Origin of the sequence: Lysinibacillus fusiformis, from assembly GCF_003049525.1 — a bacterium.
Taxonomy (GTDB): Bacteria; Bacillota; Bacilli; order Bacillales_A; family Planococcaceae; genus Lysinibacillus; species Lysinibacillus fusiformis.
Window position 1 is genome coordinate 1 of record NZ_PYWL01000018.1, and the last position, 12,420, is coordinate 12,420.

Consider the following 12,420-nt stretch of genomic DNA (forward strand, 5'->3'; position numbering starts at 1 on the left):
CGCACCAGCGTCACAAAGTGCGCCAGTAAGCCAAGCAAACGCACCAGCGCCACAAAGTGCGCCAGTAAGCCAAGCAAACGCACCAGCGTCACAAAGTGCGCCAGTAAGCCAAGCAAACGCACCAGCGTCACAAAGTGCGCCAGTAAGCCAAGCAAACGCACCAGCGCCACAAAGTGCACCAGTAAGCCAAGCAAGTAAGCCAGTGCATCAACAACAAAAAGTGCAGCAAGCTTACAGTTCACAACAACAATTTAGCAAAGATAAAGCGAAGAAAAATAAATAATCTCAAAGGGCATTTTAGCCCTTTGAATTATCTTTAATTTAAAGGAGTGAGCTATTTGCAAAGTTATAAAATACCGACAGAAGTTAGTGCAGAATTGAGAATCAATAAATTTATATATTTAACAGATCTATTACTATTGTTTGGATTGTTTACTTTACGAATGCTAACGATTGATTATATTCATTCGGATTACCATTGGTATTTTACGATATTTTTAGTGATTGTAGGCATCATTTTAGTCATTCGGCCATTTTCAAACCCCAGGAAACGTATGTTGGAAGCTCTGTTATATGCTTTAGCCCGTAATAAAAACACATTTAGCGCAATCGACTATAACCAGGAAAAAAAGGAGTAATGACATATGGCTCTATTAAATTCAAAAACCACTAAAACTAACACTTCTACAGCCGTTTTAGATGAACACAAAAAAATAACAAAAGGTAAATTATCTACAGAAAAAAAGCAGAAAGTAAAACCTTCATTTGTTGCTATCGCACCAGCTGTGGATCTTTCTAATAATGAATTTATTGAAATGTCTTCAGGCGAGTATTGTGAAATCCTTCAAATAACAAGTAAAGATATTTATTCATTGAATCTTCCTGATTTATATAAAGATATTGATAATCTAACAAACTTTTTCATTGGTTATCCTGAAGATCAAAAGTTTGTGCCATTAAATATACCGTTGCAACTAGAGGTTCAAAAGCGTCACATCACTAAAAAAATGAAACAAACTAATAACCCACTACACCGAAAATTTTTAGAAAATCGACTTCAGGAATTTAAAAATCTTGAAAGAGAACGGACAAATAGGGAGTATTTCTTATTCATTTATAACAAGGATGAACAAAAATTAATGCAAAAAGTAAATCAAATAAAAAATGCTTTATCTAGAAGCAACCCAATTATTCCTATAAGTGCCGAGAAAAAAATCAGTATTCTGTTTCAAATGGCCAATCCTTGCGTGAAACCAATTGTTGATTAATTAGGAGGTAGAAAACATTATGGCTTTATTAGAAAAACTAAAACAACTTTTTCCTGGTAAAACACCTGAAGAAGTAAAAGAAGAAAAAGGTTATAATCCACAATTCATAGCACGATACCAACCACAAGGAGGCATTAAGTTTGAACCTAATTATGTAATGCTTGGTAATGGATATGTTTCATGTGTACACATTTACAAATATCAATCTGATGTTAATGATTTTTGGCTAGAGCCAATTATTAATATGCCTAATGTAATTTGTACAACTGATTTATTATCGGCAAAGAAAAATGATTCTGTGGAAACAATTAATAGGGGTTTAAATGAACAATCAGCTCGTTTTGATGAAGCAAAAACAAGTATTGAAAAAAAGGACGCTCAAAGAACATACCTCGAATTAGATCAATTGTATGAGCAAGTAAATGTGGGAGAAGTTTTAAAATATATGCACATTCGTATATATGTTAAAGCTAAAACAATTGATGAACTAGAAATCGAAACAAAAAAAGTTATGGAAGAGTTAGAAAGTATGAACTTCCGCGCTGCTATTTTTTTAAATGAGCAAGAGTGGGAGTGGCAAAGTATGTTTAACAGCTATACAACCCAATCGACTTACCTAAATAGAAGAAAAGGAAAAGAAGTGCCGTGTCATACAATTGCTGGTGGCTATCCATTTTATTACACTAATTTAATTGATCCATACGGAACTTATTTAGGTACAACTTACACTGGTGGGACAGTAATTTTTGATTGGTTCCACAGGGATCAAAAGAGAAAAAATTATAATTCACTAATGGTTGGTTTGATGCGTTCAGGTAAATCTACACTGCTAAAAAAACAAGTATTAGAGCGAACAATAAAAGGTGACAAAGTTAGGATTTTGGATGTTACAGGTGAATTCTCTCCAGAAGTAAAAACTCTAGGTGGTAAACAGGTAGCTCTTGATGGTTCAGAGGGAATTATTAATCCACTTCAAGTGTATAAAACAGCTATCAATGATGATGGTACGACAAATCATGAAGTTTCATTTATGCAACATTTATCAAAAATGAAAGTATTTTATAACTACTTGAAGCCATCAGCTAATGATGATGAAAAATCAATGTTCACTTCACTTTTACGTCAACTATATATAGACAAAAGTTTATGGTCAAAAGATCCTGAAATTATTTGGCCAATTACAAATGCAGCAGCTGAAGATTTCCCAATTTTTTCTGATTTACTTGAGTTAGTTCGAAATGAACTATATGAAGACTTTGAATTAAAAATTTTAAAAGAAACTTTAACTGAAAATACTATGAATATTTTAAGCTCAATTGAATTGACAGTAAAAAATTTATGCGAAGTTTATGGGAAGATTTTTAATGGTAAATCTAGTCTTGAAAATTTCGAAGATGAACAAATAGTAAGCTTTCCGATCCGTAGCCTAATGAACATGCAGGGGGACATTTTCCAAGCTTTATTATTCAACATTATGAACATGTTGTGGGATGGAATGATTGCGAATGGTGCTCACCAGTTTAAGTTATTTAACGAAGGTAAGTTAGATTTTGAAGATGCTTTACGTTATGCAATTATTTTGGACGAGGCACACAACATTATTAATACACGAGATATTGCAAAACCAGCTGTTCAATATATTGAAAGATTTATGCGAGAAGCACCAAAGTATTTTGGTGGGATTTTCTTTGTTAGTCACTCGATTAATGATTTTGTGCCAAACTATGATTCACATAATGCTAGTGAGAATGCAGAGAATATTAAAAAATTATTCCAACTTACACAATATAAATTTATTGCTCAACAAGATACTTCTACTCTTCCAATAATTAAGGCAATTTTTGAAGGGCAAGTTACGGATTCTGAACTTCAAGAAATTCCTAAATTTGAAACAGGTCATGTACTACTTTGTATCACAGGGTTAAAAAACGTTGCGTTTAAAGTTGATATACCCGATGATGAAATGCTGATATTTGGTGGTGGTGCTTAATGAAGGGTGGAGTACAAAAAGCTGCTAATGCTGCTTTTAATCTCGCTAAATGGGTATCAAAATTTAAGTTTAATATCGCGACATTTAAAATTAAACTTATTGTTTTATCGATTGTATTGTTTATAGGAATTGTTGTAATTTTAGTTCTCGGTTCGATAAGTATTATTTCAAATATCGCAATTAATGGAACGGAATCCAATAAACAAGGTGCAATTTTAGAGTCGGGTTATGCAGAATTAGCACCTGAAGTTTTGCAGTATCGTGATGCTTTATTAAAGGAGTTAAAAAAAGAGAATAAGGCGGAGTACATTGACATTTTACTTGCTCTAATGATGCAAGAATCAGGTGGTAAGGGAAATGATCCGATGCAAGCGAGTGAATCGAAATGTGGTCGAATAGGCTGCATAACGAACCCACAAGAAAGCATTCGATATGGTGTAATACATTTTCTTAGAGTTCTAGAAATGGCCAAAGGCGATATTGAATTAACTTTGCAAAGCTATAACTTTGGTTCAGGTTTTATTAACTATACTTTAAATAATGGTGGAAAGTACACATACGAATTAGCAGTTTCTTTTTCTCAAATGATGTACGAAAAATTACAACATACAGGGGACTACAAATGTCATCGCCCTGAAGCAATTGCCCTAAACGCTTGCTATGGTGATATTTTATATGTTCAAGCTGTCATGCGTTATGTTGGCGGTGGTTCTGTTGGCACAGCTGATGGATATTATTCTCCGCTAGATTGGACAACTTTACGTGTCACTTCTCCATACGGCTACAGAAATATAGGTGCTGGTTTAGAATTTCATTATGGTGTTGATTATGCTTGCACTAATAAAGTAGATCCAGTGTACGCGGTACAACCAGGAGAAATTATGATTGCGGGTACACATTCAGGTGGCGTTAGTTATGGGAACTTTGTAACAATCAAACATTCTTCAACCTTTTACACAACATATGCACATTTAAGTTCTGTATCAGTAAAAGCTGGGGATCAAATCACGGGTGGTACTAAAATTGGTGTTTGTGGTGCTACAGGCCGAGTAAGTGGCCCACACCTTCACTTTGAAACGAAGTCTCAACTATGGCGAGGATATTATGATCCACAACCATTTGTAAATAAAATTGTTGAAAAATATAAGACGGAGTGAATAGTTATGAATAAATTTTATTTTATTCCAGTGTTAATTTTGCTCGTTCTTTCGGGTGCAGCTAATGTATATTTTTTAAATCAAGAACAACCTAAATCAATTGATCCGAATACACTACAAACACAAACAAAATACATCGAGTCATTAGAACTTGAACTAAATACGGTAAAGGAAACGCTAAGTACAGTTACTAAAAATACAAGTTCAACACTTACAACATCTGCTTTAAAAGATGTAACGGAAATTGAAGAATCCGCAATTAAATTTATTGAGCACGTCTATAATGTTACACCTGAAAATTACAGTTCAGTGAAAGCTAGTGCGAGAGATTTTATGTCGAAAAAATTAGTTGATACCCTTTATGGTGCTCCTGGTATTGATACAAATAAAATCAATTTTGAAACAAAAGCCACCGATATAGAAGTGTTCCAACATACAAAAGATAAACAGGCTATTGTACGCTTTACTGTTTATTCTAAACAGATATCAAGCAACTTCGAAAAAGAAGAACAGCAACTTATGTGTCTGTATTTTAAACGGTTAAATGGACAATTGATTGTGGAAGCTATTGAACCAATCAGTGATTTAGGAGAGGTGTAACTATGATTAAAAAGTTATTTTCAAACACGCAAAAGCGAAAAAGATTGCGTACAAAAATTGATATTGTTTATTCATTAGTAGCATTTCTTATAATTGGTGGGTTTGCTTTTTTCTACTCAACAAAGCTTTTTTTTGCTGATACAGTGGACATTTTAAACACAGAAATAGGGAAAGAATTTGCAATTAATAATCTGAGTAAATTCACTGTTAATGAATGGGTTTATGATGAAGAAACAAGTAAAATGCAAGTCACTTTAATTACATCCAATTTGACAGATCATTTAAGTGATTTAGAATTTGTTGCTGTTTCTAAATCAAATTTAAAAAAGTCACTACCAACAAAAGTTGTATATTCTACACATGATGTTTACATGATTATGATTGAAGATGTTCCAAAAAATTTCGGACAAGTAGCACTGCGATTAGTAAAACAAGAAATTAATTTAGAAAAAATGTTATCTATTGATACAATAAATAGTTCAGAAAGTGATGAACAAACTGAAATTAAAGATTCTATTCTTGTGAGCATTTATGCTGACCAGCGTGTTATTGAAACTGGAACTGTGAAGCAACAAAAGGTGAAAGAATACGCATTTAAAATAACAAACGAATTGATTACAGAAACAGAAAATAGTCGTGAATTATTGATGAAGGATATACAAAAAAACACTTTGTTTATTAGTAGAATAAAAGAGGAAATAGAAGTTCTGAAGAAGGAATTAATCTATCAAACAACTGCTGAACAGGACGTTACCAACAACAAAATTTTTAGTTTAGAAAATGAAATAGAGAGTTTCGAGAAGAAAAATTCAGATATATTAGTTGATGTGGATTCATTTGATGCCAAAATAGAACGGCTCATTCAGCGTAAACGAGATTTACAATTTTAAATCATTTATTATTTGAAAGAGGGTTTTTGCAAATGCAAAAATTCTCTTTTTTTATTTTTTAAAGGGGGTCTCAAGTGTGCCTTTATGGGGGTCATTTGTGGGTACTTTCGTATTTTTCTTTGATATCATTAAAACACTAGGCTCTGCCTAGTATATCACGCTCAGTGATATCAGTTTTCCCTTATGCTCTTGCTATCTCTCCCCTCTTTTCACTAGTACATATCAGTATTCTGATGTATAATGGAAATATGGATCTATGGATTAAAGAGAGAGGGGGAGTTAAATGGATATCATCATAAGAAAACTGTCACCAGCTGCGGTTAAACAAATAGAAAGGTTAGCAAAAGATCGTGAAGTTTCAAGGGAAGAATACTTACGTAATTTGCTTGAAGACTTTTCATTTGTTGAAAGAAACGTTCCAACGATTGATCGATTAGAAAAGCAACTGACAGCAAATACAATGTTTTTAGAAAAAGTGGATTCGTCTTTGCAAAACCTCTTAGATTATATGAAAGAGATGATGTTACTTGACGACACCAGCGATAGTCATTAAAACGCAATTTACAGTAGGCCATCAAAAATCGTTCCAAGGTTTTGTCAATTACATCGATAGAAGTAATACAAAGGCAAACGAAAATAATTTTGAAAACTATCAAGATTATATGTCGAACGAGGAAAAATCAACAGGCCTATTTACAAAGGATTCAGATTTTCTTTCCCATGAGGAAAAGTTAAAGGTTAAGGGGATTTTTAAAAATTCTCAAGAGCATGATGGAGTGATGTGGCAAGATGTTATTTCATTTGACAATGAATGGTTAAAAGATATTGGCGTTTTAAAAAATACACCTGATGGTCAATTTATTGATGAACAAAAATTGAAGCAAGCGACACGAAATGCTGTTAATCAATTATGGACTCATGAAGGAATTAACGATTCAATCTATTGGTCAGCTGCTATTCATTACAACACCGATAATGTTCATATTCATGTAGCTAGTGTTCAAACACGTGACTTTCGGGAACGAGGGATGCGTAAGGAAACGTCACTAAAAAAAATGAAATCGGCTGTTGCACATACGTTAACGGATCGAAGTAAAGAAAATGCTAAGCTTAATGATTTTATTCGAAATCAAGTTATAAAATCAAAACAAGAAAACAAAACAATGACAATACAAAATAAAGTTTTCAATCCTGAAATGGTGAAGCAATTTAAAAAAATCCATTCCATGCTACCAGAAGAAGATAAAAGAATGTGGTCATATGGCATGAATGGTATTTCTCATATTCGCCCTGAAATTGATAAATTGACTAATCAATACATTCAAAAACATTTTTCTAATGAGTTTAAAGAATTCCAAGCACAACTGGATAAAGAAGTTATTGCTTACAGGCGTATTTATGGAAGCAATGCACAGGCTGAGAAGTATCGAGAAACTAAAATGGAAGATTTATATAAACGAACAGGGAACACGATTTTAAAAGAAATCAAAGAGTACGATAAGCAGTTAAAATTGAATCAGTTTAAAAACACGGGAACAACTTCACAACAAAAATTTTTAAATAATCGTGCTGTTCGGCAAGTGATGTTTCGAGTAAATCGGGGAATGCGAGACGATTTACAACATATAAAAAATCAACGCGAATTTGAAAAATTCGAATATGAAAAGGAGCGTGATCGTACGTGAGTTCTGAACTTCTTAAAAAGCGTTTTACAATATCATCGAACAATCTTGATTACGTTCAAAGCTATAAAGATTTAAATGATTTCAATAATGATTCAGAAACATTAAGAATGATTATTAAAGAACATGAGGAATACAAAAAGAGAATTTTTGACCTCAATTACATTTCAGAATCAATTAAAAATGATTTATTAAGTAGTGTGAGTAATGTAATTACTGAAACCATTTTAGATGAATTAAGGCGCGTCCGTTTAGGAACAAATAATACAGATCGCAACACTCAAATTTTATTGGAGTTGTTACAAGGTTGGATGTATATAAGTAAAGTTCAAGCCATTACTTCAACCGATGATTTTAAACCAGACTTCTTCCTTTTTGCAGAAAGTAAAGTCAAAAATCGCATTATACATCAAAAACAAAAGAAAGATGCAAAGATAGGTGAACAATATTAATTAAAAGAAGAAAAGGAGCTTTCCCATGACATTTGATAAAAATTTCACGTATGGCATGATTCTTGAAGTTGGTGAAAAGAATGTTTTAGTTAATGTACAAGATGAAAAACTGGTAATTGATTTAACAGATGATGTTCGCGAAGCAGTTTTTCATAATGTCGAAGTTGGAATATATATGATCCCTATTGATTTAGAAAATAAACGCATTGTTTTAACAGAAATATCTAATGAAATATCTAATGTTGTTGTAGCTTTATAAAAAAGTTTGAAAATAACTAGGTTAGAAATGTTGGGATAATGAAAAGGCTGTTTTGGTGCATAGAAGCGTCACAAGAAAAAATTGAGAAATCAAAAGGAGAGATATAATATGGAATTTAATCACAGTATAAATCCAGTTAGTAAAGATTACTTTTTTCTCACATCTACTGAACGTGCATTAATTGAAAGAAGTTTAATGGACTGGCATTTGCAAAGTCATGTTCAAAGATTGGTGACTCCTGAAACGACATTAGACGAAGTTATAGACAGTGTACTTCTCGTAGAATCTATGAATGACGTTGAACTGATTGAAAACATAGCATCTATGGAAACGAGAATATATGGGGGAGATTGGCAAGACAGTGATCCCGAAGAAGGAAGTATGATTTTAGCAGTTCGTCCAGAAATCTATAATTTATTCAAAGCAGGGCGAACGAAAAATACAGAGGAATTCTTTAAAGAACAAAATTGGAATTACGAAGGACAGTTTGTAAAAAAAATGAGTTTCTAAGGATGATTAGATAGTATGTTCAAAATAATTTTAGATAAATTAGCAAAAAAATGTGATGAATGTGGAATGCCTGGTGTCAAAATGAATATCCCTATCTCTTCACAAAGTAGAGAACTATATGAAAAAAATAAGCACAGTAGAATAGATGGGGCATTGTTTTTATGTAGTGCATGTTTCTCAAAAGAAGTAAAAAGGCGAAAAGCTGAATTTGAAGAAAATGAACAAAAGAAAATTCAAAATAAGCAATTGGAATACATCACAGCGTTACGATCAATTGTAGAAATTACTGAATTAGAAGCAAAAGCAAACGAGTTGGGGATTGATGTAAAAGAAATAAAATCAAAATTTGGTATTGCGGAATAGCAAGAATTTGTTTAGCTAAGGTTAAATTTTTTTCTAATGATATATCAGTATTCTGATTAGGTGGTGAAAGGAATGGGTTTTATTGAATCAATCTTAATGATTGTAATGTGCGGATTTATCTTTGTTTTAGATTTAGCAAAGAATTTATTTTTTTAGAAAAAGGAGTGATGTAAGTGGGTGATCGCGTGAGTAAACAAGAAATAGACCAAGCTGCTACTATACACGTTATCGATTATCTCATTGCAAAAGGCGAGCCAATAGAAAAACAAGGTGGCAACTATTATAAGCATTCTGAACATGATTCATTAGTGCTTCATGAAGACGGAAAATGGTATTGGAACAGCCGAGCAAAAGGGGGACATGGTGCTATATCATTAGCTCGTGAATTTTATAGTATGCAATTCCAAGACGCTGTTCGAGATATTAATGAATTGAATCTTGAACCTTCTAAAGAACGTGAAATTAAACAAAAGGAACAATTTCGCTACCCTGGCGAAAATGAAGTAAAGGGGATCGAAAATGCACGTAAATATTTGGTTGAAGAACGTATGCTAGACACTAAAATTGTTTCAGCTCTTGAAAAACATGGTTTGATTGCTGAAGACAAAATGAGAAATGCAATATTCAAGTGGGTAAACAAAAATGGTGAAATTGAAGGGGCTGATCGTCAAGGTACTATGAGAATCGATACCAAGCGAGGTACATTTAAGGGAATTATGGCTAACTCAAAAGAAGATGGAGGATTCCAGTTGGATATTGGTACACCCAATAAAGTTGCATTTTTTGAGTCAACAATTGATGCGTTAAGTTACTTCGATTTAAAGCGTCCTGAAAACATCAGATTAAAATCTATGAGTGGCTTAAAAGACCAGGTAGTCATGTCAAGTATTCGAGAATTAATACGAGAATGTCAGGAACGTGGAGAACAAGTAGAAAAAACTTTATTTTGTGTAGATAATGATCCAGCTGGTCGCGAGTATGCGAAAAAATGGGAACACATAATTGGTGAAGATGTTCTCGATTTTGATTTTTCTGAAGGCAAGGATTGGAACGAGGACTTGAAAGAGAAACGTAAGCGTGAAAAGCTGTTACAGCAACAAAAGGAATATGAACACACAAAAGTAATGTAAGTAAGGAAGATTACAGGAACGATAAAAGGGATATAAATAAAATCATGTAAAGGAAGGTTTTTTCTATGAATCAGAATGAAAATATTGCTTATGGTGTGCTAGTTGCCATTGAATCAGAGCAAGTACACGTTCGTGTTAATAATGAATTGGTAATTATCCCTGTTGATGCAGAAACAAAAGCAGCAGCTGAAAGCGTATTGGGCGAAGATAATGCAGTTGTAGCTTTTGATATTTCATCAAAGCAATTGTTGTTGGAAGCTGATGATAGTGAAAGTCAATTAACATATTTACAAGGTATATAACGGGATAGCTATATATTTTTTACCTAAATATATCAGAATTCTGATTTTTGTGATTGGAGGTTTTTTCTTTGAAAAGAATCGAGCTTAAAGAACAAAAAGAACATGTAGTTTCCAAAGTTGGTGTTGAAATTACTGAGTTTATTTACTATAGGTATGTGATTGTCTTGCCACCTAGTGGACTGTCCTATACAGAAATTAGAAAGGTTGTTGTTACATGCGTAAATGATCTAAAGGTTGATGAAGGGAATCAATTTAAAATTGATTATCTTGGCGCTGTTGAACATATAGTTACTCCTTTGGGTTCGTACAATAGAGACGATGCCATTCTTCCAATGTCTGAAATAGAAGCATATTGTGAGGGCGTTGATGCAGCATATGAAAATATATTTGACAAATTATATGATTATTTACCTGTGGAAAAGACAGATGAAATTTACAATCATTTTTGGAATAAATTTGAACAGGATAAATTAATAACAAAATTGAAAGGAGAAAAGCATTAATCATGATTCCTGAAAAAACAATTGAAGAAATTTTTGCGGAAATTAAAGTGAGTGAGCGTGAGCATGAGCATGGATACGGACCCTTAGAACTGAGTCATTTTCCAACACAATTATTGGATAGGATTAAGCAGGTATTTTCTAAAATAGATAGTTTGGAACCGTTTGAAGACTTAACTGATAACGATGGAGTTTTTTTAGGGAAACACGGTTATGAAAGGTTAGGGAAAGTAATTCATCATCTCAATGAAATTGAAAAAATTATAAGCCCTCCTGTAGTAGAAGAAATTGTTGAGAGTAATGAAAGTGGACTAAATATTTATGAGATTTCAACGCACTACAGCAGCGAAAAAGAAAATAAAAATTCTGTTTTTGTAGAAACGAGCATGGGGCTTGAATCGTTCGTTAAAACCATAGCTGCTATTAACTTTAAATATGAAGAAATAGTGGATTTTTCGGATTTTATAGATAAACAGCACTTAGTTAAAATTTTGGAGAAATTTTTTGGTGTTCGAAATAGGACACAAGAATATCAGGAAAATGCTCAGTCGAGTTGTTTTAAAAAACGTGTATGGAAATTGGGTAAGTCTTTTAAAGTCCCTGAAGATGAAAAGGATCTAATTACACGAGTCGATTTGTATTCAGCAAGAGAATCAAATTGTGGCAAGGGCTATGAAAAGCTTATGGGAGATTATTTGCCTAATTCTATCGAATTTGAAAATGAAGTAAAGAATTTAAGAGACTTTTATCCTTGGCGTACAAATAAATCAGAGAAAGGAGTTTGAATGGGATGAGCAGATTAAATCAATTATTTAATTGGAATTGTCCAATTTGCCAACATAAAAATACAAATGATTTTTACTCTAATGAAACAGAGCGACCTTCATGTTCAAATTGCTATGAGCCATGTGATGTATATTTAGATATAAAAATTAGCGTTAAAGAAGTTGTTCCAAAAGGAAAAAATGAATCAGAATACAAAGGTGGTCATCAAATTGAATGCAATAAAGTTAAGTAGAATCTCAGAAGATCCAAGAGCATGTTATGAAGAAAAGCTAATGGAATGTAAAGAATTCTTCTTAGCAAATACTGTTTCGACAACTGAGTGGAAAGAGATACAAAATAAATTGAAGCGATATGAAGAATTAGCAATTAAAGAAAACTATTTGGATGATTGGTATATAGAGGTTCGAGACGCTTTTGAATTACATTTCTTAAAATGTGAAATCTCTAATATCAAACCAACAATTAATGGTTTTGTTAAAGAAATTGAGTGTAAAGCAAATTTATTTTTCAATTAGAAAGTAAAGGTGGTCA

Annotated in this window: 18 protein-coding genes and 1 pseudogene; all 19 read left to right on the plus strand. The window is 32.8% G+C overall.

The genetic code is table 11. The features are described 5' to 3' along the window. Positions 1-283, plus strand: a pseudogene (locus C9J29_RS24440) (hypothetical protein); the annotation flags it as partial. Positions 284-338: 55 nt separating this feature from the next. Beyond that, positions 339-638 carry a DUF5592 family protein gene (locus tag C9J29_RS22030; RefSeq protein ID WP_107922768.1) on the plus strand — a complete coding sequence of 100 codons (300 nt, stop codon included), beginning with the start codon at positions 339-341 and terminating at the stop codon, positions 636-638. A gap of 6 nt (positions 639-644) precedes the next feature. Continuing rightward, positions 645-1,268 (plus strand): hypothetical protein, encoded by a 624-nt coding sequence (locus C9J29_RS22035; protein WP_107922769.1) that lies wholly within the window; start codon positions 645-647, stop codon positions 1,266-1,268. Between the two features lie 19 nt (positions 1,269-1,287). Continuing rightward, positions 1,288-3,258 (plus strand): VirB4 family type IV secretion system protein, encoded by a 1,971-nt coding sequence (locus C9J29_RS22040; protein WP_107922770.1) that lies wholly within the window; start codon positions 1,288-1,290, stop codon positions 3,256-3,258. Continuing rightward, the gene (locus C9J29_RS22045) at positions 3,258-4,415 is read left to right on the plus strand and encodes a lysozyme family protein (RefSeq protein ID WP_107922771.1); all 1,158 of its coding nucleotides are present in this window, start codon (positions 3,258-3,260) and stop codon (positions 4,413-4,415) included. The genes C9J29_RS22040 and C9J29_RS22045 overlap by 1 nt, the downstream gene beginning before the upstream one ends. 6 nt (positions 4,416-4,421) lie before the next feature. Continuing rightward, on the plus strand, positions 4,422-5,015 hold the full coding sequence (locus C9J29_RS22050) for a hypothetical protein (protein WP_107922772.1): 594 nt from the start codon (positions 4,422-4,424) through the stop codon (positions 5,013-5,015). 2 nt (positions 5,016-5,017) lie between these two features. Then, positions 5,018-5,905 (plus strand): hypothetical protein, encoded by an 888-nt coding sequence (locus C9J29_RS22055; RefSeq protein WP_107922773.1) that lies wholly within the window; start codon positions 5,018-5,020, stop codon positions 5,903-5,905. Positions 5,906-6,188: 283 nt separating this feature from the next. Beyond that, on the plus strand, positions 6,189-6,458 hold the full coding sequence (locus C9J29_RS22060; RefSeq protein ID WP_107922774.1) for a hypothetical protein: 270 nt from the start codon (positions 6,189-6,191) through the stop codon (positions 6,456-6,458). Next, positions 6,433-7,590: a MobP2 family relaxase gene (mobP2, locus tag C9J29_RS22065; RefSeq protein ID WP_107922775.1), complete on the plus strand. Its 1,158-nt coding sequence runs from the start codon at positions 6,433-6,435 to the stop codon at positions 7,588-7,590. The genes C9J29_RS22060 and mobP2 overlap by 26 nt, the downstream gene beginning before the upstream one ends. Beyond that, positions 7,587-8,039 carry a hypothetical protein gene (locus tag C9J29_RS22070; protein WP_107922776.1) on the plus strand — a complete coding sequence of 151 codons (453 nt, stop codon included), beginning with the start codon at positions 7,587-7,589 and terminating at the stop codon, positions 8,037-8,039. Before mobP2 ends, C9J29_RS22070 begins: the two co-directional genes overlap by 4 nt. A gap of 25 nt (positions 8,040-8,064) precedes the next feature. Further along, positions 8,065-8,298, plus strand: a complete 234-nt coding sequence (locus C9J29_RS22075) for a hypothetical protein (RefSeq protein WP_107922777.1) — start codon at positions 8,065-8,067, stop codon at positions 8,296-8,298. A 108-nt stretch (positions 8,299-8,406) separates the two neighbouring features. Then, complete coding sequence (locus tag C9J29_RS22080) at positions 8,407-8,808, plus strand: hypothetical protein (protein WP_107922778.1); 402 nt, start codon at positions 8,407-8,409, stop codon at positions 8,806-8,808. A gap of 15 nt (positions 8,809-8,823) precedes the next feature. Then, positions 8,824-9,171 (plus strand): hypothetical protein, encoded by a 348-nt coding sequence (locus tag C9J29_RS22085; protein WP_107922779.1) that lies wholly within the window; start codon positions 8,824-8,826, stop codon positions 9,169-9,171. A gap of 173 nt (positions 9,172-9,344) precedes the next feature. Beyond that, positions 9,345-10,301, plus strand: coding sequence for a DUF3991 and TOPRIM domain-containing protein (locus C9J29_RS22090; protein ID WP_107922780.1), 957 nt, complete (start codon positions 9,345-9,347; stop codon positions 10,299-10,301). A gap of 65 nt (positions 10,302-10,366) precedes the next feature. Further along, a complete protein-coding gene (locus C9J29_RS22095) occupies positions 10,367-10,603 on the plus strand; it encodes a hypothetical protein (protein ID WP_107922781.1) in 237 nt (78 codons plus the stop codon). A 68-nt stretch (positions 10,604-10,671) separates the two neighbouring features. Continuing rightward, positions 10,672-11,106 (plus strand): hypothetical protein, encoded by a 435-nt coding sequence (locus tag C9J29_RS22100; RefSeq protein WP_107922782.1) that lies wholly within the window; start codon positions 10,672-10,674, stop codon positions 11,104-11,106. Between the two features lie 2 nt (positions 11,107-11,108). Continuing rightward, positions 11,109-11,888 (plus strand): hypothetical protein, encoded by a 780-nt coding sequence (locus tag C9J29_RS22105; protein WP_107922783.1) that lies wholly within the window; start codon positions 11,109-11,111, stop codon positions 11,886-11,888. A 5-nt stretch (positions 11,889-11,893) separates the two neighbouring features. Further along, positions 11,894-12,121 (plus strand): hypothetical protein, encoded by a 228-nt coding sequence (locus tag C9J29_RS22110; protein WP_107922784.1) that lies wholly within the window; start codon positions 11,894-11,896, stop codon positions 12,119-12,121. Then, positions 12,099-12,404, plus strand: a complete 306-nt coding sequence (locus tag C9J29_RS22115) for a hypothetical protein (protein WP_107922785.1) — start codon at positions 12,099-12,101, stop codon at positions 12,402-12,404. The genes C9J29_RS22110 and C9J29_RS22115 overlap by 23 nt, the downstream gene beginning before the upstream one ends. The last annotated feature ends 16 nt before the right edge of the window (positions 12,405-12,420 follow it).

What these genes read in the sequence shown, in the direction of transcription:
- C9J29_RS22035 (WP_107922769.1), top strand. Translation starts at nt 645, where the DNA reads ATGGCTCTATTAAATTCAAAAACCACTAAAACTAACACTTCTACAGCC.
- C9J29_RS22040 (WP_107922770.1), top strand. Translation starts at nt 1,288, where the DNA reads ATGGCTTTATTAGAAAAACTAAAACAACTTTTTCCTGGTAAAACACCT.
- C9J29_RS22045 (WP_107922771.1), top strand. Translation starts at nt 3,258, where the DNA reads ATGAAGGGTGGAGTACAAAAAGCTGCTAATGCTGCTTTTAATCTCGCT.
- C9J29_RS22050 (WP_107922772.1), top strand. Translation starts at nt 4,422, where the DNA reads ATGAATAAATTTTATTTTATTCCAGTGTTAATTTTGCTCGTTCTTTCG.
- C9J29_RS22055 (WP_107922773.1), top strand. Translation starts at nt 5,018, where the DNA reads ATGATTAAAAAGTTATTTTCAAACACGCAAAAGCGAAAAAGATTGCGT.
- C9J29_RS22060 (WP_107922774.1), top strand. Translation starts at nt 6,189, where the DNA reads ATGGATATCATCATAAGAAAACTGTCACCAGCTGCGGTTAAACAAATA.
- C9J29_RS22075 (WP_107922777.1), top strand. Translation starts at nt 8,065, where the DNA reads ATGACATTTGATAAAAATTTCACGTATGGCATGATTCTTGAAGTTGGT.
- C9J29_RS22080 (WP_107922778.1), top strand. Translation starts at nt 8,407, where the DNA reads ATGGAATTTAATCACAGTATAAATCCAGTTAGTAAAGATTACTTTTTT.
- C9J29_RS22085 (WP_107922779.1), top strand. Translation starts at nt 8,824, where the DNA reads ATGTTCAAAATAATTTTAGATAAATTAGCAAAAAAATGTGATGAATGT.
- C9J29_RS22095 (WP_107922781.1), top strand. Translation starts at nt 10,367, where the DNA reads ATGAATCAGAATGAAAATATTGCTTATGGTGTGCTAGTTGCCATTGAA.
- C9J29_RS22105 (WP_107922783.1), top strand. Translation starts at nt 11,109, where the DNA reads ATGATTCCTGAAAAAACAATTGAAGAAATTTTTGCGGAAATTAAAGTG.
- C9J29_RS22110 (WP_107922784.1), top strand. Translation starts at nt 11,894, where the DNA reads ATGAGCAGATTAAATCAATTATTTAATTGGAATTGTCCAATTTGCCAA.